Here is a 26,146-nt window from a genome sequence, read left to right as displayed (position 1 = left end):
TTGTTTTATGTTGCTGTTTAAGGAGAATTGAACACGTTTTCATAAAAACTTAACTGAAACTTAAATATGATAAAGATCTAAGTTTTAATACCCCTTAGTGAGTAATCTTGCTCTCAACAAACGAGATATAAGAAAACACACATAAAGGATCGAACACATGAAACTTAAATACTTAGCTTCGGCAGTGGCAGTGATGATGCTTACTTCTGGTAGTGCTGTTGCAAAAAATGACTTAGCTTCATTTCACACAGACATGGGTGATTGCCAAACTTGTCATGTGACAGACAAGATGAAAGACATTAAAAAAACCATGACTGATAGCCAGACACATGAAAATGCACAGTGTCAGGATTGTCATGGTGGTTACGCAGATTTGGTTAATGACAAACTTGAATTTGATCCACATGCTTCTCATCTAGGTGAAATTAACTGTACTTCTTGTCACTCTGGTCACGCTAAACCAGAATTAACTTGTAATAACTGCCATAACTTCGAAATGGAAATGCCTTTTGCTGATGCGAAAGCGAAGAAGAAGTGGGATGGTGATTGGAACCAGGAAAAAATCCAAAAAGCGATTGATAAAGGGCCTGTAGAAACTGTTGATGTGATTGTTGTTGGTGGTGGTTCTGCAGGTTTTAACGCAGCTATTTCAGCTAAAATGGCTGGCGCAAATGTTGTTCTATTTGAAAAAGCACCTTATACCGGCGGTAATTCAATGTTGGCGGCTGGCGGCATCAATGCTGTAGGTACCCCGCAACAAAAAGCTAAGGGAATTGAAGATTCAGTTGATTGGTATGCTGAAGATGCAATGAAAGGCGGTCGTTATAAAAATGATCCTAAATTAGTACAGATTTTAGCTGAGGAGTCAGCAGGTGCTGTGGCATGGCTTGAGTCTTTAGGTGCCAACATGGATGATTTAAAGCGTTCAGGTGGTGCTCGTGTTGAACGTACCCATCGTCCTTCAGGTGGTGCATCTGTAGGGCCACACATTATTGATACGCTGCGTGCAGCTGCAATCGAGCGTGACATCCCGGTTCGCGTTAACTCACGTATTGAAAAAATTGTACTAAATGATGATAAGTCAGTCGCTGGTGTCATTGTTCATGGTCGTCATTCAGGCTACAACATGGTCGCAGCTGATTCTGTTGTCTTAGCTACTGGCGGTTACGGTATGAATAAGCAAATGGTTGCTTATTACCGTCCAACAATGAAAGACATGACAAGTTCAAACAATGTAACTGCAACAGGTGATGGTGTTTTGCTCGCGAAAGAAATTGGTGCTTCTATGACTGATATCGATTGGGTTCAAGCGCATCCAACTATTGGTAAAGACAGCCGTATCCTGATTTCTGAAACCGTTCGTGGTGTAGGAGCGATTATGGTGAATACTGACGGACAACGTTTTATCAGTGAATTAACCACCCGTGACCGTGCATCTGATGCAATTCTGAAGCAAAAAGATCAATATGCTTGGTTGGTATTTGACGAGCAGTTAGTTGAAAAGAAAAAAATGGTTCGTGGTTATGAACATTTAGGTATGTTGAGCAAAGCGAATAGCATTGAAGAGCTAGCAAAAATCACTGGAATGAGTGATTTATCGAAAACAGCAAGCGATTACAACAAGTATCAAGCTGCTGGGAAAGATGATGCGTTTGGTCGTGAAGACATGCCTATCAACCTAAGCAAAGCTCCTTTTTATGCAGTGAAAGTAGCACCTGGTATTCACCACACCATGGGTGGTGTTGCAGTTGATACCGATGCAAACGTACTTAATTTACAAAGCTGGAAAATGGATGGTTTATTTGCAGCCGGTGAAGTGACTGGCGGCTTACATGGTCATAATCGTCTAGGTGGTAATGCCATTGCTGAAACAGTGGTGTTTGGCCGCAAAGCTGGTGAAAACGCTGCTAAGCATGCACTAGAAAAGAAATAACCTTTAAATAAATTCATCATCCCTGAATCTCAAGGCCAAGTCTCATCAACTTGGCCTTTTTTTTGAGTGAGTTTATGGCTAAGTTTTTGAGCTTTAGAAAAGTGAAACCATTGAAAAGTTGAATAACAAGCATAAAAAAACCAAGTCAACTGACTTGGTTTTTATGATTAGGTGTTGAGTTTATGATTTATAAACTAACGACATCAAACATCACATTAGGATTAACGTCTGCTTCATAATCAATACCGTCGATGCCAAAACCAAACAGTTTCAAGAACTCTTCTTTATATTCATTGTAATCTGTCAGTTCAGCTAAGTTTTCAGTGGTTACGTCAGCCCACAGTTCACGGCAATGCTTTTGAATTTCTTCGCGTAATTCCCAATCATCTAGACGTAAACGGTTATCAGCATCAGTTGCAGGTGCAGCACCATCTTCACGGAACAATCGCTCGCTGAACATACGATAGATTTGATCCATACAACCTTCATGAACACCTTCTTCACGCATTTTTTTAAATACCATTGCGATGTAAAGTGGCATAACCGGGATAGCTGAACTTGCTTGAGTGACGACACTCTTAAGTACGGCAACATTTGCAGAGCCGCCAGTAGCAGATAACTTAGTATTTAAAGCTTTTGCGGCACGATCTAAATCCATTTTGGCTTTACCAAGGGCACCGTGCCAGTAAATAGGCCAAGTGATCTCAGTACCAATGTAGCTGTAAGCTACTGTTTTACAGTTGTCGGTTAATACGCCAGCTTCACTTAAGGCGCTCATCCATAATTCCCAATCTTCACCGCCCATGACTGTGACCGTGTCAGCAATTTCTTGCTCAGTAGCAGGTTCAACTGATGTTTCAATAATAGTGTTTTTATTGGTATCTACTGCCGTCGCGGTATAAGTCTCGCCAATTGGCTTAAGGCTTGAGCGGATAACTTCACCAGTATCAGGTAATTTGCGCACAGGAGAGGCTAATGAATAAACCACCATATCGATTTGACCAAGGTCTTCCTTAATCAACTCAATCACTTTCTGCTTCGCTTCATGGCTAAAAGCATCACAGTTAATACTTTTAGAGTATAAACCTTCTGCTTTGGCAAACTGGTCAAAGTAAGCAGAGTTATACCAACCCGCAGTACCAGGCTTAGTTTCAGTGCTTGGTTTTTCGAAGAAAACACCAATAGTGGCAGCATCGCTACCAAATGCAGATGCGATGCGCGAAGATAAGCCATAACCACTTGAAGAACCCACTACGAGTACCTTTTTAGGGCCATTAGCAATTTTGCCTTTCGCTTTGGTTAATTCAATTTGTTCTTTTACGTTAGCTTCACAGCCAGTTGGATGTGTAGTGGTACAAATAAAGCCACGTATCTTTGGTTTAATAATCATAATTTCGCTTCTTCCTTTAACAATGGCCATAGGATAAATAGTTAGCAGCCGAAATGGCACTCATTTTTGTAAAAAGTGGCCATTTAACTCAGTGGTTGGAGCAGTTTAGCGTTTTGCAGTGAGCTGAGTTTGCTCTGCAATCAGTCTGCGCGTGTATTCATGTTGTGGGTTTTCAAATAATTCTTCAGTGGTACTTTTCTCAACCATGATCCCTTTATTAAGCACCATGACTTTGTCACTGAAGTGTCGAACCACGTTTAGATTGTGGGTCACAAAGATATAAGAAAGCCCCATTTCTTTCTGTAGCTTGAGCAACAAATTAAGAATTTGAGACCGAACTGATAAATCTAACGATGTTAGCGCTTCATCGGCAATGATAATTTTCGGGTTTAGCATTAAAGCTCGTGCTACTGCAACTCTTTGCTTTTGGCCCTCTGACACCATATGCGGATAGAAATTGGCATGTTCTGGCAGTAAGCCCACTTTACGCAGAGTCTCGGTCACTTGAGCTTTTCGCTCATGGCTTGCCATATCTGTATTAAATCGCAAAGGTTCTTCTAATAACTCACCAATGGTTAATCTTGGATTGAGCGATGTATTCGGGTCTTGAAAAATCATCCGTATTAAGCGACAACGCTGCTTTAAGTTACGTGCCTCTAGTGCTTCACCTTCAAACTCGATAGTACCGGTCGTACGTGGTTCTGCGCCGACAAGCATTCTTGCTAAGGTGCTTTTACCTGAACTCACTTGACCGACAATCGCTAATGTTTGACCTCGTTCAAGTTCAAATGAAACAGGGGAGAGCGCTTGGTTATATTGAGCTTTAAAGCGTTTATAACCAATAAAATATCGCTTACTGAGATCGGTAACGTTAAGTAATGGCGTTGTCATCTTCAATCTCATTGTTATATGGGAAATGGCAAGCAAAATAGCGATCTTTCTCATGAGCTAAATTGGGCTGTATAACGCATTGTCTTTGCGCATCAGGGCAACGTGGGCCTAAGCGGCAACCAGCAGGTAAGTGCTGTAAGGAAGGTGATGAACCCTGTAATGATGGCAAATATGACTTATGACGCATTTTACCTGTGTGCTCTGGCAAGTTTTTAAATAAGGCTTTGGTATATGGATGATACGGATTTTTAAGCAATTCACTTACCGGTCCCGACTCCATAATTTGGCCACTGTATAAAATACTAATGCGGTCACACCATTTTACTAATGTCTCTAGTTCATGACTTACCAGTAAAATAGACACGTTTTGTAATTGGTTAAGCTGTGACAAGAGCCTAAATATTTGCGCTTGAGTACTAAGCTCCATTGAGTTGGTTGGCTCATCGGCAATTAACAATCTCGGGTGATTTGCTACTGCCATGGCAATCATCACTTTTTGGCACTCGCCTTCAGATAATTCCCAAGGGTAGCTTTTCATGATGGCTTTAGGTTGTTTAATACCCACTTTATGTAACCATTTTTGCGCGGTTAAATTGGTATCTTTAGATCTACGCCAAAAAGGAACAGATTTATTTGGCGTTAATGACTCAATTAGTTGACTACCAATAGTTTTAACGGGATCTAAGCTGCCAGAAGGATCTTGAAATATCATCGTCATGTCAGTGCCCATTAAATTACGGCGCTGTTTGGACGTCATTTCTAGCAGGTTTTTGCCATCCCACATCATCCGGTCGGCGATGATATTCCAGTTTGGACCTAACACCCCAAGTACGGCTTTAGCTAACAAACTACGTCCTGAGCCCGACTCTCCCACTAACCCATGCACTTCTCCGGGATTAATGGTTAAGCTGACTTTTTCAAGCACTTTTACCGTCCCTTGAGGAGTCTCAAGCTCAATAGTGAGGTTTCTTATATCAAGTAATGGCATAAGTTAATTTCTTATCGGCGCTAGCGCCGAGCGTAATCCGTCACCCACCAAGTTGATGGATAAAACCGTAAATAAAATAGCAAGCCCAGGGATGGTGATGGTCCACGGTGCGATAAGTAAGCTACTTAGCCCTTGGAAAATCATTGAGCCCCATTCAGAGCTAGGCGCCTGCGCGCCTAAATTTAAAAATCCAAGTGCTGCAATATCTAAGATAGCCACAGAAATTGCAATGGTGGTTTGAATAATCACCACATCCCACACATTAGGCATAATGACATACCAGAAAATTTGTACTTGGCTAGCGCCATCGAGTTTAGCTGCGGTGACATACTCTTTTTGTAATTCTTCATGGACAGCTTGGTGAATTGCGCGAACAAATTGTGGCGTTAAGGCAATGCCCACAGCCCAAAACACGTTGGTGAGGCCTGGGCCTGTCACTGCTACCACTAAAATCGCTAACAGAAGGGATGGAATTGACAACAAAGCATCTAATAAATGGCCTAAAATACTCGACTTTAATCCACGCATCATTCCTGAAAGTGAGCCAATAATAAACCCCACCACTAGTGCACAGATGACGACAATCAGCGACATACCAAAAGTAAGCCTTACACCGTGAAGAATACGACTGAATAAGTCACGGCCTAAATCGTCTGTGCCTAAAAAGTGAGAAACATGACCTGCTGCATCCCATGATGGTGGCAGTAAAATAGCATTAGGATTTTGTATTTCTGGTTGGAAAGGTGCGAGCAATGGCCCGAAAACAACTAACAGTAATAGAAATATCACCGCCCATAAACCAGCAACAGCAAAAGGGTTGCTGGCAAAAGCATGCCATAAATGCCCAAGTGGCGAGTCTATTTGTTCTTCTTGGTAGAGTTTTTTAATTGGCATACAACTCTTTCCTATTAATTGGGTTAATAGTGGTATGCACTAATTCAATCACGATACTCAAAAAGATAATCAATAATGAAACCGACAATATACCCGCTTGGATAACAGTGTAATCTCGTTGATATATGCCATTAATAAGCCATGAGCCCACACCAGGCCAAGCAAAGATAACTTCAACGACAATACCGTAACTTGCAAATGAACCTAGCATCAACCCAAAAGCTTTTAGTACTGGGATAAGCGCATTTGGTAAGGCATGTCTAAGAAGAATTCGATATGTATTCAAGCCACGAGCCTCGGCTGCGCGAATGTAAGTTTGAGTCATCACAGTCATCATTGCTTGACGGGTAATGCGGATAACTACTGTAAAAGGCAGTACAGCCAAAGTCACCGCTGGCAAAATAATATGCAGCAAAGCATCCTTAAAAGCTGACATCCTGTAGGTTTCTTCCGACAGCAAAGTATCAATCAACATGAAGCGAGTAACGGGTTCTATTTCGTATAACAGGTTAATCTGGCCAGAAATAGGCAGCCACTCAAGTTGCACACCAAACCAAAGGGTAAGGGTTAAACCTAGCCAGAAAACCGGTATAGAATAACCGGTTAAGGTAATGGCTAAAATGCTGCGCTGCACTGATTTACTTTTGCTAAGAGAAGCCAAAACACCTAAAGGTACGCCAAAAAATACCGCAAGACATCCTGCAAACAATGACAGTTCAAAAGAGGCGGGAAGCACTGCGCTAAGCTCATCTGCTACGCTTTGCTGGGAGTTAACTGAAATCCCTAGATTACCTGATAATCGCTGGGTGACATAAGCCACGAATTGACTCAGTTGATTGCCTTCTAATTGATAGTCTTCAATCGTTTGAGCTTGTTGCTCAGCAGTAGGAAATTGTATGCCAGATAACGCATAGCCTTTTTCAACAGGAAACATGCCTGTTGCAAAAAACAACACGGCAATCATCACTAAAGAGGTTGCAAAAAAGAGATTGATTCGTCTTAAAAAATAGCGCCACATTAGGGTTGAACCTCCTCTTTTTTTAGTTCAACGCTGGAAAAAGACATTCCGCCATAGGGATTGACATTTTTGATATTGATATCGGTATTTTTTAACAGTAATTTTTGAGCGTGTGCAATATTAACCAGTGGCACTTGCTCATGAATAATCTTTTCTGCTTGCTTATAAAGTGCTTTGCGCTCGGGCTTAGAAAGGGTTTCTTTTGCTTGAGCAAGAATAGAGTCTAACTTGCTTGAACACCATCGAGAGCGATTATTATTTGACTCAAGTGCACTGCAGCTCAGTAACGGTGTAAAAAAGTTATCAGGGTCGGTATTATCTGCGTTCCAACCAATTAATACTGAATCATAATCACTTGAAATAAGCTTTTGGGTGAATACACTCCAATCGTAACTGACGATATTAACGGTGACGCCAATATTGGCCAAATCTGCTTGAATAAGTTCTGCTGTTTTAAGCGCATTTGGGTTGTAAATTCTGACCACTGGCATTGCCCAAATATCAAAAGATAAATCCGACACACCTGCTTCTTTTAACAAGCGTTTTGCCTCTTCTGGATCATAATGATTTGCATCTTCTGTTTCAGAGTAGGCCCAAGATGCTGGCGGTAACATTCCCGATGCAGCGACGGCGGTATCGTGGTAGACCACATCAAGAATATTTTGTTTATCAACGGCGTGAGCTAAAGCGTGGCGCACCCTAGCATCATCTAAAGGAGGTTTTTGGGTATTGAAAGCCCAAAAGGCTACGTTTAATCCTGGTTTTTTACGTAACTCAAGGTGCTTATGTTTTTTAATCACTTTAAGTTCATTAGCTTTAGGCAAAGCCGAAACTTGACAGTCTCGGGTAATGATTTTAGCCAATCTTGCTTCACTTTTACGTGTTATATCATAGACTAATAAATCAATTTTCGCTTGTTCTCCCCAATAATAAGGGTTTCGTTTAAAGCGTATGTATTCATTTTTAACATACTCTGCTAAATAAAATGGACCGGTACCGATAGCAAAAAAATCAACATTTTCCGGTGTTCCAGCAGCCAGCTGTTGCTTGGCATATTCTGCAGATAAAATCACCGCAAAATCCGTGGCGAGATTAGATAAAAAAGAGGCGTCTTTATGGGTGAGGTGAAAGATGACTTCATGATCATTTACTTTTTCGATATCGGCGACTAAGTTTGAAAAGTCGATACTTTGAAAAAAAGGATAACCAGTACGGCTGATTAAATGATAAGGATGATTAATATCAATAATGCGTTTAAAAGAAAAGATCACATCATCAGCATTGAAAGCTCGCGATGGGCTAAATAAATTGCTGTATTGGAATTGTACGCCTTCACGTAATTTGAAGCGATAGCTTAGCCCATCATCAGATACATCCCACTCGGTTGCAAGTGAGGCAATGTAGTCTGAAGAGTCATCGTTATAGTCGATTAGACGGTTATATAGCTGGTTTGAACTAGCATCAATGGTGGTGCCTGATGTAACCAATTGCGGGTTAAAGGTTTCTGGATTACCTTCAGAGCAATAAACAATCCCAGACGGGACATTTAACTCACCACAAGCTGTTACTAAAAAAGATAGTAAGCAGAGTAATGCTAAGGGATTCCAGCGTTCTCTCTTCACACGCATTTTTTCATCATTTAATTTTTAGGCTGTAAACGACTATTTTAGCAGTGTTAATAACTTAGGAGCAAATATCATCTTAAGCCTTCTCCAATAAGTTGTACTTTTTCAAAATGCCACGTAGTTGGTGATAGCTTAATCCAAGTAACTCAGCCGTTTTCTTTTGGTTATATTGACTTTCAGCTAATGCTTTTTTGAGCAATTCGACTTCATAGTTTTCAGTATGATCTTTAAAATTAATCGGGAAGCTAAACTGTGCGTTAAGTTGAGACCTTGATGCTTCTTGAACTTCATCAGTACTGTCTTTTTCACCTGAAGCAGTAACGGAAGTGTCTGCAGCAGTATTTACTGGAGCCTGTTGGCGTTCTCGTGTTTTTACGCGACTTGTGGGGCGATAAGGTGACGCAAATGGATCAAGAATAATATGGTCAATTTCATCACCATCGGAGCCGCGGCGATACACGCTTCGCTCAACCACGTTTTTAAGTTCACGAATATTTCCTGGCCAGCGATGAGACATTAATTGTTCAATTGCGACAGGGCTAAAACCACCGAAATATTCTAAGTTGAGTTGTCTTGCCATGCTAATGGCAAAGTACTCAGCCAATGGCATGATGTCTTCTGTTCTACATCTAAGTGGTGGTAATGTAATAACATCAAATGCCAGTCTATCCAGTAAATCAGCGCGAAACTCGCCATTTTCAGCAAGTGATGGTAAATCTTCATTGGCTGCGCAGACTAAGCGGACGTTAGTTTGTACCGTTTTACTGCCTCCGACACGTTCAAATTCACCGTATTCGATAACCCGTAATAGTTTTTCTTGAATAAGACCAGAGGTATTAGCGAGCTCATCTAAAAAAAGCGTACCGTCATCAGCACGTTCAAAGCGGCCTTCATGTTTTCCTTTCGCTCCGGTGAATGCACCAGACTCGTGGCCGAATAATTCGCTTTCAAGTAAAGACTCACTTAATGAAGAACAATTGAGCTTAATAAACTCCTGATCCCAACGTGCGGATAGAAAATGTAGTCGTTCTGCGATAAGTTCTTTACCTGTACCACGTTCACCGATGATTAAAACCGGCTTAGAAAGTGGGGCAACTTTAGAAACATGTTCCAAAACTTCTAATAAAGCATTGGATTGTCCGATAAGATTGTCTTGCTCAAATTGTCTAGTCACTGTAATTTTTAGTCTATTACGCTAACAAGTGGTGAAAATCATAATAGTTGGCTAGCGCTTTAAAATAAAGAAAAAGTTAATAATTTGGTTAACTTGTTGATAATTAATGCTTATGTAAAGTTGGCACGTCTTGTGAATAGTAATATTCGACATTAACAAAATATTTGAGGGACACATTATGGGAATCTTCTCACGCTTTGCAGATATCATTAATTCTAACATCAGTGCTTTACTAGATAAGGCTGAAGATCCAGAAAAAATGGTTCGTCTGATTATTCAGGAAATGGAAGATACGCTAGTTGAGGTTCGTTCAACTTCTGCAAAAGTTTTAGCAGAAAAGAAAGAATTACTTCGTCGTATTAGCCGAGTACAAGAACAAGTTATCGATTGGCAAGCAAAAGCAGAATTGGCTTTATCGAAAGATAGAGAAGATTTAGCCAAAGCGGCCTTGGTTGAGAAGCAAAAAACAGTGACAGTGCTAGAAACCCTAGAAATGGAACTGCAAGTTGTTGAAGATCATATTGCTCGCCTTAAGCAAGAAGTTGAACAACTTCAAGAAAAGCTTAATGATGCAAGAGCACGCCAAAAAACAATCATTATGCGTAAACAAACTGCGACTTCACGCTTAGAAGTGAAAAAACAGTTAGACTCTAGCAAAATTGATGATGCAATGGTCAAGTTCGAGAACTATGAACGCCGCGTTGAAGGCTTAGAATCACAAGTAGAAGCATACGATATCGGTAAGAAAAATAATCTTGCAGATGAGTTTGCAGCATTAGAAGCTGAAGATTCAGTAAATGAAGAGTTAGAAGCATTAAAAGCGAAAGTAAAAGCGAAATCAGCTCCAAAATCGCAAACTAAAACAAACAAGTAAACTTTTTTCAGAGGTGAGTTATGGATATGGATCTTCTTATTGCCCCAATTATTATTTTTCTACTGATTGTGGCGCCTATCTGGTTGGTTCTTCATTATCGCAGTAAGCGACAAGTGAGCCAGGGGCTCACTGAGGCAGAGTTTACGCAACTTAACGAATTGATTGCCCAAGCAGAAAAAATGGGAAATCGAATTGAAACATTGGAAGCTATCTTAGACACGGAAGCACCAGAGTGGAGGGGAAAACATGAGCAAGGCTAACGGTCGTACATTATACCGAATCCCCCAAGCAGGTAAGATTTCAGGAGTATGTGCAGGGATTGCCGATTACTTTAATTTTGAAACTTGGCTAGTGCGTGTCATTGCGGTATCAATCTTTTTAGTGGGTGGTTCAGGGCCCATTTTAATTATCTATATCGCCTTGTGGGTTATCTTGGACAGTCAACCTGTTGATGATAGTTCGAAACAGCACCATAAGGATATCGAGGTAAAGAAGAAAGTGTGGCAGGCTGGAGAGCCAGCAAAACGTGCACTACATGAAGTTAACAGTCAGTTCTATGCACTTGAAATTAGATTGCAACGTTTAGAGCGTCATGTGACTTCAGATAATTTTGATTTAAAGCATGAAATTAATAATCTATAAAGATTAATAATCATTTTAAATGACAACACCTGCGTTACCTCGCTCTAATAAGAGCGGCTAAATCCAATGGGCGGTATTCCGCCCTTGAGTTTTTCCTTTCTTGCCAAAATGTTATAGTAATAAATGTTGCCCAAACTCTTACGTAATTTCCTCCACTTATTCGTAAAGTTAGAAAACGGTAAGTCGCAGGGATTTAATGATGACTTGAGATAAATTATGAGTTTTATTGATCGCTCTATAAGTAAAATATCCAAAAAAACCCATCAGTTAGTCAATCGAAGTACCGACAGGCATGTACGTTTAGCGGTGACAGGGTTATCTGGAGCGGGCAAAACAGCTTTCATCACAGGACTCGTTAATCAAATGCTCCATGCTGGCAGCAACATCAAGCAAAACCCTCTACCTTTGTGGCAAGTTTCCCGAGATAACCGTCTTATCGGTATTAAACGTGCTATGCAGCCTGATTTAGCGATAGCCAGTTTTGATTACCAAGGCGGAATGAATGCTTTAACCTCATCGCCAGCAAGTTGGCCTGCGTCTACACGAAATATTTCAGAACTTCGTTTAGCAATAAAATATCGTCCAAGAAAGGGCATATTGGCAAAAATATCTGATACTGCCACATTGTATGTTGATATCGTCGATTACCCAGGTGAGTGGTTATTAGATTTACCCATGCTTAAGCAAAGTTATACCGAATGGGTGACAGGTCAAATTGAGGTTAAAAAGCGATTACGTCATTCAGCATGTTACTCCGCTTTTGAACACGCTATTAATCAACTTGATTTTGCTGAGACCGCAGATGAACATAAACTTAAGCAAGTGGCTGACTTATATCAAGAGCTATTAGTCGATTTAGTTAATGTTCAAGGCTTTTACTTAGCTCAACCTGGGAGAATGTTATTGCCTGGGGAGTTTGCTGATACGCCTTTATTGGCTTTTTTCCCTTTGGTGAATTTAACCGTAGAGCAGCTTGCCGAACTTGAATCATCTGCTGAAGATAGCTATTTCCAAGTATTGAAAAAGCGCTATCAAGAATATGTCTCTGTCGTTGTAAAGCCTTTTTATCGTGACTATTTTGCTAGCTTTGATCGACAGTTAGTGCTGGTGGACTGCTTCAATGGCTTAAATAATGGTAAAGAACAATTTGAAGATATGGGCAATGCATTAAATAGCATTGTTGAAAGTTTCCATTTTGGGCAATCTAGCCTGTTAAAGCGTTTGTTCTCACCTAAAATTGATAAATTATTATTTGCTGCCAGTAAAGTCGACAGGGTCACCCGTGATCAGCAAAGTCATGTATTAAGTTTACTTACCGATATGCTCAAACACAGCCAGCATTTTGCTAATTATGAAGGTTGCGAAGTTGAGACTATGGCCATTAGTGCCATCAAAGCGACCCAACACGGTTTGGTAAACACCTCAACGGGCGAGCAAGAAGTGGTAAGAGGCATAGATGAAAATCAAAATATGCTAACCATTTTCCCTGGTGAAGTACCACAATCATTACCTGAAAATGAATTTTGGCTAAAGCAGGGATTCAATTTTGTTTCGTTTAATCCTCCAAAATTACCGAATACAGCAACTTCTGATCCGCAATTTGAACATATTCGATTAGATCACTTGCTGCAATTTTTACTTGGGGACAAATTACAGTAATGAATCAATCAAATAAGACCAACTCAAACGCTGACAGCTCACTTAAGCAAACTGAATTGAAACAACAACAAGTATTTGAGTCTGAAGTTGAAGAGGAACTGCAAGTAAAAGCGGGGCGAACTTTTGCTGAAGTTGAATTTATTTGCGAAAGTGCTTTAGCTGAAATAGCACCAGATGTTAATGCTAGTGAAACACGAAATACATCTAAGAGTTGGTCTGTTCTGGCTAAACTCTCTTTGGTGGGCATCACTCTCGCCGTAGTTGTACAAACCCTATTAGGTTTACATGCAGCATTTCTTCAAAGCCCATGGTTATTCGGCTTCTATGCAACAGTAACTTCGATTGTTGTGGCATGGGTGTCTTCTGTGACTCTGGTTGAGTGGCGTAAATTAGTTCGATTAAAGCATGTAGCTGATACCCAAGTGACCGGTGAGCGCCTGTCACAGAGTATGCAACGTGGTGAAGCAGAGAAATTTATCGCCTGTTTAATGGCATATTACCCTGATAGTAAAGGCAAGCAGCAATATGTTGCGATTAATACTAGCGAGCATAATGATGCAGAAATGGTGCTGTTATTTGATGATTTAGTTGTAAGCGAGCAAGATGAAAAAGCGAAACAAATTGTCAGTCGATATGCCGCAGAATCAGCTTTATTGCTTGCTGCCAGCCCGTTAGCAGTCTTAGATATGGCGATTATCTTGTGGCGTAATCAACGAATGATTAATGCCATTGCAGAAGTTTATGGTATTGAGCTTGGTTATTGGAGCCGAATTAAACTGATTAAAAGTATTGTTGTTAATATTGTTTATGCTGGCACCACTGAGGTCGTTACAGATTTGGGCACCCAACTGTTATCCGTTGAAATGACGGGGAAATTATCTGCAAGGTTAGCTCAAGGCTTAGGTGGAGGTTTACTGACTGCAAGGTTAGGTTATCAAGCGATGGGCTTGTGTCGACCATTAAGTTTTAAAGAACAAAACCGCCCGAAACTTGGACAGATACATCAACAACTATTAACTGAGTTAAAAGCATTCTCAGCCTCAATGATGCACAAGAGCAAAGCTAAGCAAGCAAATAACACTGAACAAGAAAAGTTTTAGGTTAAAATTTGAACTATTTAAATTGTTGACTACAGTTTTATGATAGTTATTTTGCTGGGTTAATCTTAGCGTTCGGAAATAACTTAATCAGCCGATCAAGGATAGGGAAGCAGATCGGTTTTAAATTGGACTTAAAGGAGTTAACAATGAAACATCCATTTCTAATGGGCGTAATGTGCGCCTGTGCTTTATCTGTCGCTATTTCAAATTCTAGCGAAGCCAAACAGGTTTCAACAACTGATGCAAAGCATACTCAAGTACCCTCTAAAGCAGTTCAAGATACTAAACAAGCTATAGTAAATATCAATAAAGCCAGTGCGACTGAATTACAGCAATTAAAAGGTATTGGAGAATCCAAAGCGAAAGCGATTGTTGAATATCGAGCCAAGAATGGCAAGTTCAAAAACCTGGAGCAACTTAGTCAAGTATCAGGGGTAGGGGACAAGCTGATAGAACAAAACGCAAAACAAATTAGTTTTTAATAATAGGAACTAAATTGAGTTGTTTATTAAGCTTGTGTTTCAACAATGCTTAAATCAAAAAGGAGCCATTGGCTCCTTTTTATTTTACATTATTGCACAATAGCTATTGTGCGTTAAATTGCTGACCATTAACCTCAAGGGCTTCATCACCCATCAGGTAAAGGTATGTAGGCATAATTTCTTCTGCCGTTTTCAGCGTGGCAGGATCTTCACCTGGATAGGCTTTTGCACGCATTTCCGTACGAGTTGCACCAGGGTTGACGCTATTTACTCGAACGCTGGTACCTTCACACTCGTGAGCTAACACTTGCATCATGCCTTCTGTGGCGAATTTAGAGAAAGCATAAGGGCCCCAATAAGCACGCCCTTGTCTGCCAACACTACTTGAAGTAAAGATTAACGATGAAGAAGGTGCAGCGCGCATAATAGGTAGTAAAGCTTTTGTGAGAATAACTTGTGCAGTAACATTAATTTTCATTACATCTTCAAGTGATTCTAAATCAATGTGTTCAAATGGCCCAAGCGCGCCTAATAAGCTGGCGTTATGTAAAACACCGTCTAAGTGGCCAAATTGTTCAGCAATAGTATCTGCCATATCTTTATAATTTTGCTCAGTAGCACCTTTTAAATCTAAAGGCACTATGGCTGGCTTTGGATAACCAGCTTGTTCTATTTCATCGTAAACCGCTTCTAGTTTTTTAACTGTTTTACCTAATAAAATCACTGTAGCGCCATGTTTTGCAAAATTAATTGCTGCTACGCGGCCAATGCCTGCACCTGCGCCAGTAACAAGAATGGTTTTATTATTTAATAAATCTTTTTTAGCTTGATATTCCAACATGGTTCATTTTTTCCTTGGGCAGCAAAAGCACGTCAAATCTAGATTCGAACAAAAGATAAACGATCGTTTAAAACAAATGACTGATAAATGTTAACGTGTAGTACTTTTGCATGTAACAAATATGTAGCTAACTCAATGCTTTTACGTTAACTTGAGATGAGTTAAGGACAAAAATATGTCCTTATGGTCATGTGTTTACGCTATTGTGACCAATTTTTGGGGAAATTAAAATTATTACAACAAGATTTGGGGAAAAAAGATGAAAAGACTCATATTGGGTGTTGCTATTGCATCTGCTCTTGGGCTTAGCGGCTGTAGTGAAGATAGTACAAATGAAGCAAAAGATTCTGTGGAGCCACTCATTCCATTCTCTCAAGTGGTCTTCGACCCTGCTGCTGGTGATGTACCACTGCCAAATGACCTTTTATTTAACGGAACCACAGATGGTACGTTAGCTATACCGGGTGAAGATGGTGTTGACTATGTTGACCCTACATTAGCACTAGGCGCACTGGATGGTTGGTCAACTTCTTCGCCAATATCAATTACAGTTGATCTTGCTACTGATAATTCAGGCGAGATGCTAACGCTAGACGCCGCATCTGTTTTCCAAGCAGGCGCTGTGCGTTTATTTGAAGCAACAGTAGGCGGAGCGTTATCAACCGATCCCGAATGTAGTGATGAGTTATCGCTTTCAGCTTGTAAGATTGGCGAAGAACTTCAATTTGGGGTTGATTTCATCGCACAAGCTTCAGGTAATACCATTGCTGTCGTTCCACTAAAAGCATTGAAGCCGAATCAGTCATACATATACGCAACAACTAATCTGATTCAAGATTCTGCTGGTCGTGCCATTGAGCCTTCAAGCACTTATACTCTACTAAAATTAGATATTGATACTAAGCCACTTGAAACTGATGAGCAGCTTTTACTTCAAGGTTTAGTGAACAGCTATGAGAAAGGTATGGCTGCTGAACACGGTGTTGATGCTGAAACAGTTTCATACTCTGGTTTGTTTACCACTCAGTCTGTAGCTGATGTGTATGAAACAACGAAACTCTTGATGGCTTCAACTCCAGGATATACCCCTTCTTTTGTTCAAACTCCGATGCCGATGGATAATGGTTTTGGTGGTGTTGTCACTGTTGCTCAAGCTGCAGGTTTAACAGAAGCTGATGGTGTAGCTTATGTTGTTTCTGATATTGCTGAAATTTATACTGCCGTTGTTCGTTTACCGATATACGGTGATTGCTCTTCTTCAGCTTGTAATATCCCAATTGTTGATGGTGCCCCTACAGCACCAAATGGCCGCTGGTTTGCACTCGGTGATAGCCCTGTGTCAGTTTTACTGGCGCTTGAAGCAGGTACTATGAGTGTCGCTAACTTTAGTTCACAAGCTGTGGCGCAAGGTGTTGATCCAGCTGCTGCGTTGCAAAATCCTGCATTAATGGCGGGTAAAACTTGGTTATTAGATGATGGCACTGCTGCAGATCCCACCAAACATTTAACTAAGTTTAATCCTGTACCAGCTATCATGAATTATGAAGATGTTAATGTACAAATTACACTTCCTAATGCTACTAAATTAGCTGAGTTTCAAGCATCTCAAGGGTTAACTTTTACACCACCTACAAATGGTTGGCCAACAACAATGGCTCTGCACGGTTTAGGTGGCACTAAACAAATGGCACTTGCTTATGCAGGAACCTATGCCGCTTTAGGCGTAGCAACTATTGCAATTGATATGCCTTTGCATGGTGATCGTTCTTATGATGCAACAGGCAACGGCGTATATGATATTTCAGCTACAAGTGAGTTATTTGGCCCTGAATATGCCAATGGCAACCCATTAGTTTTTGTGAATGTGGCGAGTACACTGACTGTACGTGATAACTTCCGTCAAGCCACACTTGATCATCTAGGTTTACGTTTACTATTAACTGGCATGTACAGTGAAATTGCGCAGGCTGGTGGTCAACAAGTTTTTGATATCAGTAAAATCAGCGCTCAAGGCTTAAGTTTAGGTGGTATCGTTGGTACCACTTTATCAACTTATGCTTCAACAGGTTTAACTAATCCTGCTGATGGCACTGAATTGCCAAATGCATATGCTATTAATGCTGCATCGTTAGTTGCTCCAGCTGGTGGCTTAGCGGGTTCATTCGCCGGCTCTGCGACTTTTGGTCCAGTATTATTTGAGACTGTGACTGCAACTGCTGATTTCATTGCTTTGGTTGAGGAAGCAAACGTTGCAGGTTATGAGCCAGGTACGCCTGAGTATGCTGCGCTAGTTGAATCAGTTTATGCTGCATTTATTCCAACATTTGCATTTGCTGTGCAAACCGCAGTTGATTCAGCAGACCCAATTAACCATGCGGCGATGTTAGCTGACACCCAATTACCAGTGCATTTAATTGAAGTGGCGGGTGATGGCGCAGGTAATTTACCTGACCAAGTGCTGCCAAATCAGGTTGAAGGCTTTCCATTATCTGGTACTGAGCCGTTGATTGCTGGTTTAGGTTTAGGTTGTGTTAGCTCAAATAACGCGGGTTCTGGAGTGGTTAGATTTGCGAAAGGGCATCACAGTTCTATTGTTAGTCCTGATGAAATTGACGGTGTAACTGATGGCATGGCAGCTCGAGCCACAGTTGAAATGCAATCTCAAGTAGCCACATTTGCTAAAACAGCAGGCTTAGGCGCAGCAACGATTCTTGTTGATGATGAAGAAGTTATTGTGCCTTGTAGCTAATTAATGATGTTTAATTGTTAATTGACTAAAAACCCAGCAAATGCTGGGTTTTTTATTGTCTACAATGTTTAACTTCCTGCTAAGATAACCCGTAATAACGTATTTCTTTATGGAGTGTATTTTGGAGTTTTTATCTGAGTACGGCATGTTTCTAGCTAAAGCTGTCACTATTGTCGTCGCAATTCTTGCGGTAGTGATTGTTGTGCTTGCTAGCAGCATGAAACAAAAGACAGAGAAAGGTGAGCTTAAGCTAACTGATGTCACTGATGAGTTAAAACAGCTTGAGAAAGAGTTAAAAGAAGAGTTGCTCACCAAAAAACAATTTAAGGCTTACGAGAAGCAGTTAAAAGCTGATGTTAAAGCCGCTGAAAAAGAAGATACAGCGTCTTCTAAAGTATTTGTAATCGATTTTAAAGGCAGTATTGATGCGGGTGAAGTGGCTTCGCTACGTGAAGAGATTACGGCTATTTTGACTGTTGCTGATAAAGACGACCAAGTATTAGTCAATGTCGAAAGTGGCGGTGGCATGGTTCATGGTTATGGACTTGCATCAAGTCAGCTTGACCGTTTAAAGCAAGCGAATATTCCTTTGACTATCTGTATTGATAAAGTCGCTGCAAGTGGCGGTTATATGATGGCGTGTGTTGCGGACAAAGTTTACGCTGCACCTTTTGCCATTGTTGGATCAATTGGTGTTGTTGCTCAGCTACCTAACTTTAGCCGTTTGCTTAAAAAGCACGATATTGATTACGAGCAGCATACAGCTGGCGACTTTAAACGTACTTTAACCGTGTTCGGTGAAAATACCGATGAAGGTCGTGAAAAGTTTCAGGAAGAGCTTGAAGAAACACATGTATTGTTCAAAGAATTTGTTAGCAAATATCGCCCTGATATGGATATTGCTAAAGTCGCTACTGGTGAGCATTGGTATGGCCAACAAGCTATTGAACTAGGTTTGGTTGATGCTATTTCAACCAGTGATGATGTGATTTTAGGTTTGGCCAAAAAGCATCAAGTGATTAAAATTAAGTATCAAATGAAGAAAAAGTTAGCTGACAAAATTGCCCATGGTGCTTCGTTGTCTGTTGATGGTGTTTTAAATCGTTTGATGGAGCGTGAAAACGCAGTTAAATAAGGGTACCAATGCAGCAAGAGTCGGGTTATAAAGCGAATATGATGGTAGGGGATCAATGTTACCCTGCTTTTGAATTACGTAATTTACTCAATTTTATTGAAACTCACCTCGGTGAAACTGTTGCTGCAGATATCTACATTAAACTGGGCTTAGGACCATCAGAGCTTAACGCCATGAAGTTTGTATATGTATGGCAAGTTGAGTTTGCAATGGAGCAATTACGTTTACTGAGTCCAGATAAAGAAATTGGTGCCCGTCTAGGCACCAGTTATCAAGTTGAATCCCTCGATGTTCTTCTGCCTTTCTTTGATCAGTTTACTACCTTAGGTCAGTGCCTTAAATTTGTTATCCAAAATCCTGATTTAGCAGGTAGTTTTGCTGATACCTTAGTTCGGATTGAAGATGATAAATTGTGGGTTCGATGGCTTAATACTGGCAAAGTCTCAGCTGATAAGTTTTCTTTTCAGTTTCAGCACAGCGTGTGCGCTTTATTAGGGGCAGCAAGACAGTTAGTCGATACTCCGGTATTTATTGATCAAATTCATTTAGCTTTACCCAGCTGCAATACTGACTACTTAACCCAAGAAACCGGCGCGACAATCAAATTTGATTGTGACTTTTTTGAATGGGGGTTAAACATTGCAATATTAGATAAGCCCTTAGCTTATCAATTCAAGCAAGCCAATATTGAAAAAGTGGCTCCTGACAGTATTTCGTTTATTGATAAGGTACTGACAGCTATTCGCCACAGCATGCCAAACCCGCCTAAATTGGAACCGTTTGCTCTCTCGATACATATGAGTGAGCGAAGTTTTAGGCGTAAGCTCTCTGCGGCAGGGACGAGCTACCAAAAGTTAATCGACCAAGTACGTTGCCAAGCTGCTATCAATTTAATCTTGACCGATACAATGTCTATTGAAGACATTGCTGAAACTCTTGGTTATGGTGACGTGAGCCATTTCAGGCAAAGTTTTAAACATTGGCTAGGATATCCTCCGGGACACTTTCTGCGACTTAATCAATTGGCAAATCAATAGCCTAAATAGTCAGCCGATAAATACACCAAGCAATAGTCTAAGGACTATGACTGACATAGACCAATGGTCGGTGACATGCCATCAATCCAGCGCTCGACCAATTGAGTTCCTTCAGTATGAATAATCTCACGTCCGATTGGCGGCATCTTATCTTTTGGAGACGATAATATCTGTCGATAATGCATTATTGAGCGTTCAGCATTTCCAGGCACTATGTCATATGACAATCCATTAGGGCCACCATCCCATCCTGGAGGCTGTTTACAAACGCCGTATTCAAAGCTTGTGTGGTCAATAAAGTAGCTTAAACGTAAACCTGAAATACTCGCAAAACCTTGTTCATTATGACAATGAGCGCAATTTATATCTAAATACCCCTTGGCTCGATTAGTTAAACTCGCTTCATTATTTTCAAGTGGATAGGATTTATCTACGCTGCTTAAATCCGGTAGTAACGTGAGCATATTTTCATCTGCCCAAAAAGTGAGTTGGTTAGCTTTGCTACCATGACTTAGGGTTATGTCTCGATTCAATAAGTGCGCTTTTACACCTATGGGGTTAATACGGCTGATATCATTTTCAGTAATTTGATGACATATTTTGCACTCAACTTTGCTAGGAATATGGTAATCGAAAGTGATGGATTCACCTTGATTATTCAGTGTATGAGTTACATCCGCTCCCGCTATAATGAGTGATGCGTTTTCTTGTTGCCATTGGTACGTTAATGCCGTCCAGCCAGCTTCACGATGGATCATCAGCCGTGTTTCAATCAACTTTTCGTTATTTGCATCACTCAGTTGAGTATCAAATGGTAGCGCAAAGGTTTTAACTAAAACACTGCCGACAGGCAGGGTAAATACTTGCTGTGCATCAAACGTCATTGTTTGATTATCAGGTAAAAAAACAAATCGATATTTACTGGCATAATTTGAGAAGAGCTCAGTAGATAGTTGATAGTTGATGCCTGGTGACGTTGGTGAATGAGTCGGCATACTTGGATCGATAAATAAGCCGTAATCGCTTAAGTTAGGACAGTCCTTAGACATTAAAGCTGTCCAATTCACTTCTGAATTCGATTGCTGACAAACATCATCTGAGGTATCAGGTTGCTCTGGTGTCGTTGGTGTCGTTGGTGTCGTTGGTGTCGTTGGTGTCGTGGGTGTTGTAGGCGTAGCAGGAACTTCAGGGCTTGAACTATCACTTTTAGCACTATCACTGTTAGAACCGCCACATGCCATTAATATGGAAGTTAGAGAAATGATTAATAGGCTTTTTTTCCATACACTCTTTGTCCATAAAATCTTATCCAAACTTCTTTGATTTAAAGCTCTTCTGTTCAATACCTTCTGATTCAATAGAGTCTGCTTCAAAAAACTGGCTTTGGTATGGAAGAGATAAGACATTGACGATCTCCTGTTTTCATTTTGATAAACAACAAAAAGAACAAAGAAAAATTAAGAATAATAAAATTGGGTAAGTTTTTTGGCTAAGAAAAGTATAAGAGGATGAACCTAAGTCCATCCTCTTATTACAGGCGAATTAAGAACAAGACGCCGCTGGCAATCGCTTAATCCATTCGCTGATTAAGGCAACACCTTCATCATGAGATAGGCTGCGACCAATTTCAGGCATCCTATCACCTGGATCGTTGCTTTCCATACGGAAATGTAAAATTGATTCCTCAGGGTTACCTGGTACAACATCATAACCTAAGGTGCCACCACCATAAGCCACAGGTGACTTACACGTACCATGAGAAAAACCAGCATCTTCATCATAACTGCGCCAATACTCAAGCTTTAAACCTGTATTGGATGCATTGCCTTCAGGGCGATGACAATGGGCACAGTTAATATCTAAATAACCTTTAGCCGCAGCCATTAACTCAGTATCTGACATTGAAGCAATATTCGCTTCATCACCATCTTGATACTCAGGCACCATGTCAACATCGGACAACGTTGGTAAGCCTTGCAAAATACCTGCAGCTTGCCATTTGGTTAACTGATTCATACTGCCATCAATGTAGGCATACTCACGGTTTAAATGTCGAGCTTTTGGACCAATAGGCATAAACACTGCGTTACTATCTGCATCAGCTTTGAATTGATGACATTGCTTACATTGATTCATGCTTGGAACAACATAATCAAAACTGAGCATTTCACCTTTATGAGTGACTTGCTTACCTTGAATCGCCCCAGCTTTTGCTAGTACAGCATCGGATTTATCCGCTTTCCATACATAAGGCAGTGCGCTCCAACCTGTTTCACGGTGGATTAATAGTCGAGTCTCAATTAAATCTTCATTTGCGAAACCGCGTGCGTTGGTATCTTCTGGTAGTGCAAATGTTTTACTGATGACTGTGCCGACAGGGAAATCAAATGATTCATTTTCATTGTAATCGGCTTTAGTGCCATCAGGTAAATACACAAAACGATATTTAGTGGCGTGGTCGGTAAATAATGGTGTATTGAGATCGTAGGGCAGGCCATTAGAGTTTGGCACTGCAGTTGGATTTGTCATATCAGCAAACAGGTTATAGTCAGACAGGTTAGGGCAGTTTGCTTTTAATAACGCATCCCAGCTGACATTATCTCCAGTAGCTTCACATAAACTTAAATCCCCATCACCTTCAAGGCCACCTTCACCCTCGCCAATCGAACCGCCACCACCAATTAAGGTGCCGCCATCACAACCTTCTGTTTCATCATCTACACCACAGCCGAATATTTCATCGCCAAAGGTGACGGTATGAACTGGTAAGCTGACTTGTGAACAAGCTAAAAGATCTTCTTGAGGAGCTTGTAACATTGCTTCAGGTAGATTTTGATCTGTATTTGAATTCGCATATAAACGACCAACACTGACATCGCCATTGTTGATGATACAAGTGTTATCACTGCCGTCTTCTGCGAATGGTAATTCTTGTAAACCGAGATAAGCCGCAGTGCCATTATTAGATAATGCTTCACCTAAACCATCGTAAATAACACCTGGCATTTTCCCATGAGTGAGTACGTAAGCTTTAATAATGTCATCAATCAAATGACCATTTGGTTTTTGGCCGTAATCAGTAATATTATTGTCATGTACATGAATATTTCTTGGGGTTGCACGCCAGCCATCACTAATGGCTTGTCCAGGTTGGGCATAATTAGCGACAAACGTACTTATATCTCTTTCTGCCACAAAAAAACTCGTTATGGCAACTGCTAAGCTGTCATGGTCACTAATGTCATTGTTGAATACTTCTACATCATCCGTAGAAAGAATAATGAGCCCCGTCCCAGGAGGCACAATGTGCACACCACCAGGGTTTGATGAAGCATTGGCGAAGTTTTTAGTGTTGTTATTGTGAATTTTATTATTAAACACACGAACACTTGAACCATATCTTTGGTTATTGATAGGTAAATCAAATACTAATACGCCGCCTGTATTACCTACAGCTTCATTGTCATAAACATCAGCATATTTAGAGTTTTCGATTTCGATACCTGCGACGTTCTCTTTGGCAATATTACGACGCACAACAATATATTGTGATTGGCCTACATAAATACCGGCGTCTGCACTACCGCGTACATAGGTATCTTCAATTAAGATATTTTCACATTCAACAGGGTAAAGACCGTAAGCTCCATTATCTTTATCGAGTTCACCATCCCAAATGGTTGCCAATCTTCTTAAGATAATACCGTTAGTATTTTTAAGCTTGATCCCGTTATTTTTGGCTTCATTAACCGACAGATCTTGAATGATTATATTGACCGCATTTTGCACAAAAATACCGTCACCAGAGTTTGCTTCAGAGAAATCGAGTACGGTTTCATCTTGCCCGTAACCCATAATGGTTACGTTTTTAGAAAACACACCATCACCGTCCACATCACCATCAAACAGTAATGTGGATTCTATTTTAAAATTACCTTTTGGTAGAACGATGACATCATTACTTTGAGCATTGATTAAAGCTTCTTGAATACTCATGGTGAGATTTTCACCTGCTTCAACCATGATGGCACCTTCAGGAAAGGTAGGGCCGGTTTCTGCTGGTGGCTGAACTACGGGTGGGGTTTCGGTTATGGTTGCGTCGTCATCATCTGAACCACAACCGCTTAAACTCATTGTGACAGCTGTCGCTACAAGGGTAGGTACCAGCCAAGGCATTTTCTTGTTGAACATAGCATCTCCTGCTTATTATTATTTCATGCCTACTCCGCTAGGTTCCGCCAGTGGAGTGGATACGATTTAATTCGTATGTTGTCCAACATGCCTTGTTTGATAATTGTTAATCAATGTGAGATCTGGCCACATTTATATAACATATGCTTTGAGGTTATATGTTAGCTAAATCAAAATAGTGGATATTTAAGATGCTTTTATTGATTGCTAGAGTCGTTGCTGAGGTGAGGCGCAGAAATAGGAAAACGACAGCAAGTGCTGTCGTTTTTACATTTTGAGTAGCTTTTAGCGTTACGCTTTATAACTCAAATGTTGATGGAAACGCACGATCACATCGATATGTTCTTTATCGATATCAAATTGATTAGTAAATTGGCGAATAGCATCATCAACTTGGCTCATAAAGCGTCCATAACTTTCATCATGTTGATCTGCTTTAGATGCAACGATAACAAAACGAATCGCTTCAGCGAGCTTGGTGTCATCCCAATGAAAAATGGGTGCAGGGGCTTTATCACTAGGGTCGAAACCGACCATTTGAAACTCAGCAGTGCTATCGAGCTGTTCGTATTTACTGTTACGAACTAAGGGTACTTTGCCGTTAGCAATCATTGCAACTCGATTTAGCTTATTGGCTGCAGTTGCTTTAACAAAGTGATCTGCCACTCTTTGGTACTTTTCACCAAAGCTAGTGGCGTTTTCAGCAGCGAGTTGTTGTTTAATACGTCGACCCATTGGTAAGCTAACTGTCACATAATTTAGCGCACTAACCGATTCCGGCAGATCACACTCACGTCGTTTGTAACGGCTGTCTACAGCGCGAAGTTTATAACCATAAGTCTCTTTGAGGCCTTTTGCTTTGGCAAAAAAGTCGTAAGAAATATGCTGATGGTCTCGAACTTTAGTTGGGATATCACTAATCGGTAATAGCGGCTTAATTTCAGCTAAAAAGCTTTGAATTTTTGCATGGAACTCAGCAGAGTGACTACGAAGCTCTGTACCAGTGGCAAGGAAAACCACTTTTAATTTTTTCGCTCGGTAACCTGCAAGCGCGTGAAGGCGATTGGCTTCATGATGAGCAGGGTTATAAAAGAAACGAAGCTGTTCTTCTGTGGTGAGGCAATATGCTTCATTGTGGTAACGAACCATGGGCAGCTTGTCGTTGGCAATAACATGAACGTTAAAAAGTTCATGTTTATCAGCAATTTTGTAAACCAGTTTACTGAACTCTTGGTAACAATTATCCAAATCACTGTATGACGCTAATAACTCATCAGTTAACGTGAATCCAACGGTGATGTACTGGTTTTTACGTGTTGCTGTTGGTAAATAAGCTTTCTTTTGACGACTGACGGACATAATTTTTCCTTTTAGCCATAGGGTTTTACCAATTATTTGTGCATGAAAGCTATTTTATGAAATGCGCTTTCGTAAATTGCTTTAATAAAACGTCACAAAAATTGGTACTTTTTGCGTTTGTAAAAAATCCATTTGGGAACAGTTTAATTGGTAAAGCTTAATAT

Annotated in this window: 21 protein-coding genes; 10 read left to right on the top strand and 11 right to left on the bottom strand. The window is 40.5% G+C overall.

Annotated features, from left to right (window positions below; all coding sequences use genetic code 11):
• The first annotated feature begins 157 nt into the window (after positions 1-157).
• Positions 158-1,933, top strand: coding sequence for a flavocytochrome c (locus K5Q58_RS18685; protein WP_220755370.1), 1,776 nt, complete (start codon positions 158-160; stop codon positions 1,931-1,933).
• 187 nt (positions 1,934-2,120) lie between these two features.
• On the opposite strand, the gene fabV is transcribed toward K5Q58_RS18685, so the two are convergent.
• From fabV to pspF, 7 genes are all read right to left on the bottom strand, one after another.
• Positions 2,121-3,323, bottom strand: coding sequence for an enoyl-ACP reductase FabV (gene fabV, locus K5Q58_RS18680; protein ID WP_220755369.1), 1,203 nt, complete (start codon positions 3,321-3,323; stop codon positions 2,121-2,123).
• Positions 3,324-3,428: 105 nt separating this feature from the next.
• The gene (locus K5Q58_RS18675) at positions 3,429-4,214 is read right to left on the bottom strand and encodes an ATP-binding cassette domain-containing protein (RefSeq protein WP_220755368.1); all 786 of its coding nucleotides are present in this window, start codon (positions 4,212-4,214) and stop codon (positions 3,429-3,431) included.
• Entirely contained in the window at positions 4,195-5,202 is a 1,008-nt protein-coding gene (locus tag K5Q58_RS18670) for an oligopeptide/dipeptide ABC transporter ATP-binding protein (protein ID WP_220755367.1), read from the bottom strand. Before K5Q58_RS18670 ends, K5Q58_RS18675 begins: the two co-directional genes overlap by 20 nt.
• Positions 5,203-5,205: 3 nt before the next feature.
• Complete coding sequence (locus tag K5Q58_RS18665) at positions 5,206-6,096, bottom strand: ABC transporter permease subunit (protein ID WP_220755366.1); 891 nt, start codon at positions 6,094-6,096, stop codon at positions 5,206-5,208.
• The gene (locus K5Q58_RS18660; RefSeq protein ID WP_220755365.1) at positions 6,086-7,114 is read right to left on the bottom strand and encodes an ABC transporter permease subunit; all 1,029 of its coding nucleotides are present in this window, start codon (positions 7,112-7,114) and stop codon (positions 6,086-6,088) included. The genes K5Q58_RS18665 and K5Q58_RS18660 overlap by 11 nt, the downstream gene beginning before the upstream one ends.
• Positions 7,114-8,742, bottom strand: a complete 1,629-nt coding sequence (locus K5Q58_RS18655; RefSeq protein ID WP_220755364.1) for an ABC transporter substrate-binding protein — start codon at positions 8,740-8,742, stop codon at positions 7,114-7,116. The genes K5Q58_RS18660 and K5Q58_RS18655 overlap by 1 nt, the downstream gene beginning before the upstream one ends.
• Before the next feature lie 73 nt (positions 8,743-8,815).
• Positions 8,816-9,913: a phage shock protein operon transcriptional activator gene (gene pspF / locus K5Q58_RS18650; RefSeq protein WP_220755363.1), complete on the bottom strand. Its 1,098-nt coding sequence runs from the start codon at positions 9,911-9,913 to the stop codon at positions 8,816-8,818.
• Between the two features lie 178 nt (positions 9,914-10,091).
• Between pspF and pspA the strand changes: the two genes are divergently transcribed.
• From pspA to K5Q58_RS18620, 6 genes are all read left to right on the top strand, one after another.
• Entirely contained in the window at positions 10,092-10,787 is a 696-nt protein-coding gene (gene pspA, locus K5Q58_RS18645; protein ID WP_220755362.1) for a phage shock protein PspA, read from the top strand.
• A gap of 20 nt (positions 10,788-10,807) precedes the next feature.
• The gene (pspB, locus tag K5Q58_RS18640) at positions 10,808-11,047 is read left to right on the top strand and encodes an envelope stress response membrane protein PspB (protein WP_220755361.1); all 240 of its coding nucleotides are present in this window, start codon (positions 10,808-10,810) and stop codon (positions 11,045-11,047) included.
• Positions 11,034-11,429, top strand: coding sequence for an envelope stress response membrane protein PspC (pspC, locus tag K5Q58_RS18635; RefSeq protein WP_220755360.1), 396 nt, complete (start codon positions 11,034-11,036; stop codon positions 11,427-11,429). The genes pspB and pspC overlap by 14 nt, the downstream gene beginning before the upstream one ends.
• 216 nt (positions 11,430-11,645) lie before the next feature.
• Entirely contained in the window at positions 11,646-13,088 is a 1,443-nt protein-coding gene (locus K5Q58_RS18630) for a YcjX family protein (RefSeq protein WP_220755359.1), read from the top strand.
• The gene (locus tag K5Q58_RS18625) at positions 13,088-14,188 is read left to right on the top strand and encodes a TIGR01620 family protein (RefSeq protein WP_220755358.1); all 1,101 of its coding nucleotides are present in this window, start codon (positions 13,088-13,090) and stop codon (positions 14,186-14,188) included. The genes K5Q58_RS18630 and K5Q58_RS18625 overlap by 1 nt, the downstream gene beginning before the upstream one ends.
• A gap of 146 nt (positions 14,189-14,334) precedes the next feature.
• Positions 14,335-14,670 carry a ComEA family DNA-binding protein gene (locus tag K5Q58_RS18620; RefSeq protein ID WP_220755357.1) on the top strand — a complete coding sequence of 112 codons (336 nt, stop codon included), beginning with the start codon at positions 14,335-14,337 and terminating at the stop codon, positions 14,668-14,670.
• Between the two features lie 103 nt (positions 14,671-14,773).
• On the opposite strand, the gene K5Q58_RS18615 is transcribed toward K5Q58_RS18620, so the two are convergent.
• On the bottom strand, positions 14,774-15,511 hold the full coding sequence (locus K5Q58_RS18615) for a YciK family oxidoreductase (protein WP_220755356.1): 738 nt from the start codon (positions 15,509-15,511) through the stop codon (positions 14,774-14,776).
• Positions 15,512-15,770: 259 nt separating this feature from the next.
• On the opposite strand from K5Q58_RS18615, the gene K5Q58_RS18610 reads away from it, so the two are divergent.
• The 3 genes from K5Q58_RS18610 (at position 15,771) to K5Q58_RS18600 (ending at position 20,432) form a co-directional block, all read left to right on the top strand.
• Complete coding sequence (locus tag K5Q58_RS18610; RefSeq protein ID WP_220755355.1) at positions 15,771-18,260, top strand: VolA/Pla-1 family phospholipase; 2,490 nt, start codon at positions 15,771-15,773, stop codon at positions 18,258-18,260.
• A gap of 121 nt (positions 18,261-18,381) precedes the next feature.
• Positions 18,382-19,395 carry a protease SohB gene (sohB, locus tag K5Q58_RS18605; RefSeq protein WP_220755354.1) on the top strand — a complete coding sequence of 338 codons (1,014 nt, stop codon included), beginning with the start codon at positions 18,382-18,384 and terminating at the stop codon, positions 19,393-19,395.
• An 8-nt stretch (positions 19,396-19,403) separates the two neighbouring features.
• Positions 19,404-20,432 carry a helix-turn-helix transcriptional regulator gene (locus tag K5Q58_RS18600; RefSeq protein ID WP_220755353.1) on the top strand — a complete coding sequence of 343 codons (1,029 nt, stop codon included), beginning with the start codon at positions 19,404-19,406 and terminating at the stop codon, positions 20,430-20,432.
• 44 nt (positions 20,433-20,476) lie between these two features.
• Here K5Q58_RS18600 and K5Q58_RS18595 read toward each other — a convergent pair whose 3' ends face one another.
• The 3 genes from K5Q58_RS18595 to K5Q58_RS18585 form a co-directional block, all read right to left on the bottom strand.
• Positions 20,477-21,838, bottom strand: a complete 1,362-nt coding sequence (locus tag K5Q58_RS18595; RefSeq protein WP_259651397.1) for an SO2930 family diheme c-type cytochrome — start codon at positions 21,836-21,838, stop codon at positions 20,477-20,479.
• A gap of 136 nt (positions 21,839-21,974) precedes the next feature.
• Complete coding sequence (locus K5Q58_RS18590) at positions 21,975-24,623, bottom strand: SO2930 family diheme c-type cytochrome (RefSeq protein WP_220755352.1); 2,649 nt, start codon at positions 24,621-24,623, stop codon at positions 21,975-21,977.
• 291 nt (positions 24,624-24,914) lie between these two features.
• Positions 24,915-25,982, bottom strand: a complete 1,068-nt coding sequence (locus K5Q58_RS18585) for a DUF3083 family protein (RefSeq protein ID WP_220755351.1) — start codon at positions 25,980-25,982, stop codon at positions 24,915-24,917.
• Positions 25,983-26,146: the final 164 nt, after the last annotated feature.

It is taken from the genome of Shewanella sp. KT0246 (assembly GCF_019654955.1).
GTDB lineage: Bacteria > Pseudomonadota > Gammaproteobacteria > Enterobacterales > Shewanellaceae > Shewanella > Shewanella goraebulensis.
Note: the sequence above shows the minus strand (reverse complement) of the source record. Positions and strands in the feature narration are given on the sequence as shown.

Excerpts from the sequence above, each read along its gene's own strand:
- K5Q58_RS18685 (WP_220755370.1), top strand. The coding sequence starts at position 158 with ATGAAACTTAAATACTTAGCTTCGGCAGTGGCAGTGATGATGCTTACT.
- fabV (WP_220755369.1), bottom strand. The coding sequence starts at position 3,323 with ATGATTATTAAACCAAAGATACGTGGCTTTATTTGTACCACTACACAT.
- K5Q58_RS18675 (WP_220755368.1), bottom strand. The coding sequence starts at position 4,214 with ATGACAACGCCATTACTTAACGTTACCGATCTCAGTAAGCGATATTTT.
- K5Q58_RS18670 (WP_220755367.1), bottom strand. The coding sequence starts at position 5,202 with ATGCCATTACTTGATATAAGAAACCTCACTATTGAGCTTGAGACTCCT.
- K5Q58_RS18665 (WP_220755366.1), bottom strand. The coding sequence starts at position 6,096 with ATGCCAATTAAAAAACTCTACCAAGAAGAACAAATAGACTCGCCACTT.
- K5Q58_RS18660 (WP_220755365.1), bottom strand. The coding sequence starts at position 7,114 with ATGTGGCGCTATTTTTTAAGACGAATCAATCTCTTTTTTGCAACCTCT.
- K5Q58_RS18655 (WP_220755364.1), bottom strand. The coding sequence starts at position 8,742 with ATGCGTGTGAAGAGAGAACGCTGGAATCCCTTAGCATTACTCTGCTTA.
- pspA (WP_220755362.1), top strand. The coding sequence starts at position 10,092 with ATGGGAATCTTCTCACGCTTTGCAGATATCATTAATTCTAACATCAGT.
- pspB (WP_220755361.1), top strand. The coding sequence starts at position 10,808 with ATGGATATGGATCTTCTTATTGCCCCAATTATTATTTTTCTACTGATT.
- pspC (WP_220755360.1), top strand. The coding sequence starts at position 11,034 with ATGAGCAAGGCTAACGGTCGTACATTATACCGAATCCCCCAAGCAGGT.
- K5Q58_RS18630 (WP_220755359.1), top strand. The coding sequence starts at position 11,646 with ATGAGTTTTATTGATCGCTCTATAAGTAAAATATCCAAAAAAACCCAT.
- K5Q58_RS18625 (WP_220755358.1), top strand. The coding sequence starts at position 13,088 with ATGAATCAATCAAATAAGACCAACTCAAACGCTGACAGCTCACTTAAG.
- K5Q58_RS18620 (WP_220755357.1), top strand. The coding sequence starts at position 14,335 with ATGAAACATCCATTTCTAATGGGCGTAATGTGCGCCTGTGCTTTATCT.
- K5Q58_RS18615 (WP_220755356.1), bottom strand. The coding sequence starts at position 15,511 with ATGTTGGAATATCAAGCTAAAAAAGATTTATTAAATAATAAAACCATT.
- K5Q58_RS18610 (WP_220755355.1), top strand. The coding sequence starts at position 15,771 with ATGAAAAGACTCATATTGGGTGTTGCTATTGCATCTGCTCTTGGGCTT.
- K5Q58_RS18600 (WP_220755353.1), top strand. The coding sequence starts at position 19,404 with ATGCAGCAAGAGTCGGGTTATAAAGCGAATATGATGGTAGGGGATCAA.
- K5Q58_RS18595 (WP_259651397.1), bottom strand. The coding sequence starts at position 21,838 with ATGTCTTATCTCTTCCATACCAAAGCCAGTTTTTTGAAGCAGACTCTA.
- K5Q58_RS18590 (WP_220755352.1), bottom strand. The coding sequence starts at position 24,623 with ATGTTCAACAAGAAAATGCCTTGGCTGGTACCTACCCTTGTAGCGACA.
- K5Q58_RS18585 (WP_220755351.1), bottom strand. The coding sequence starts at position 25,982 with ATGTCCGTCAGTCGTCAAAAGAAAGCTTATTTACCAACAGCAACACGT.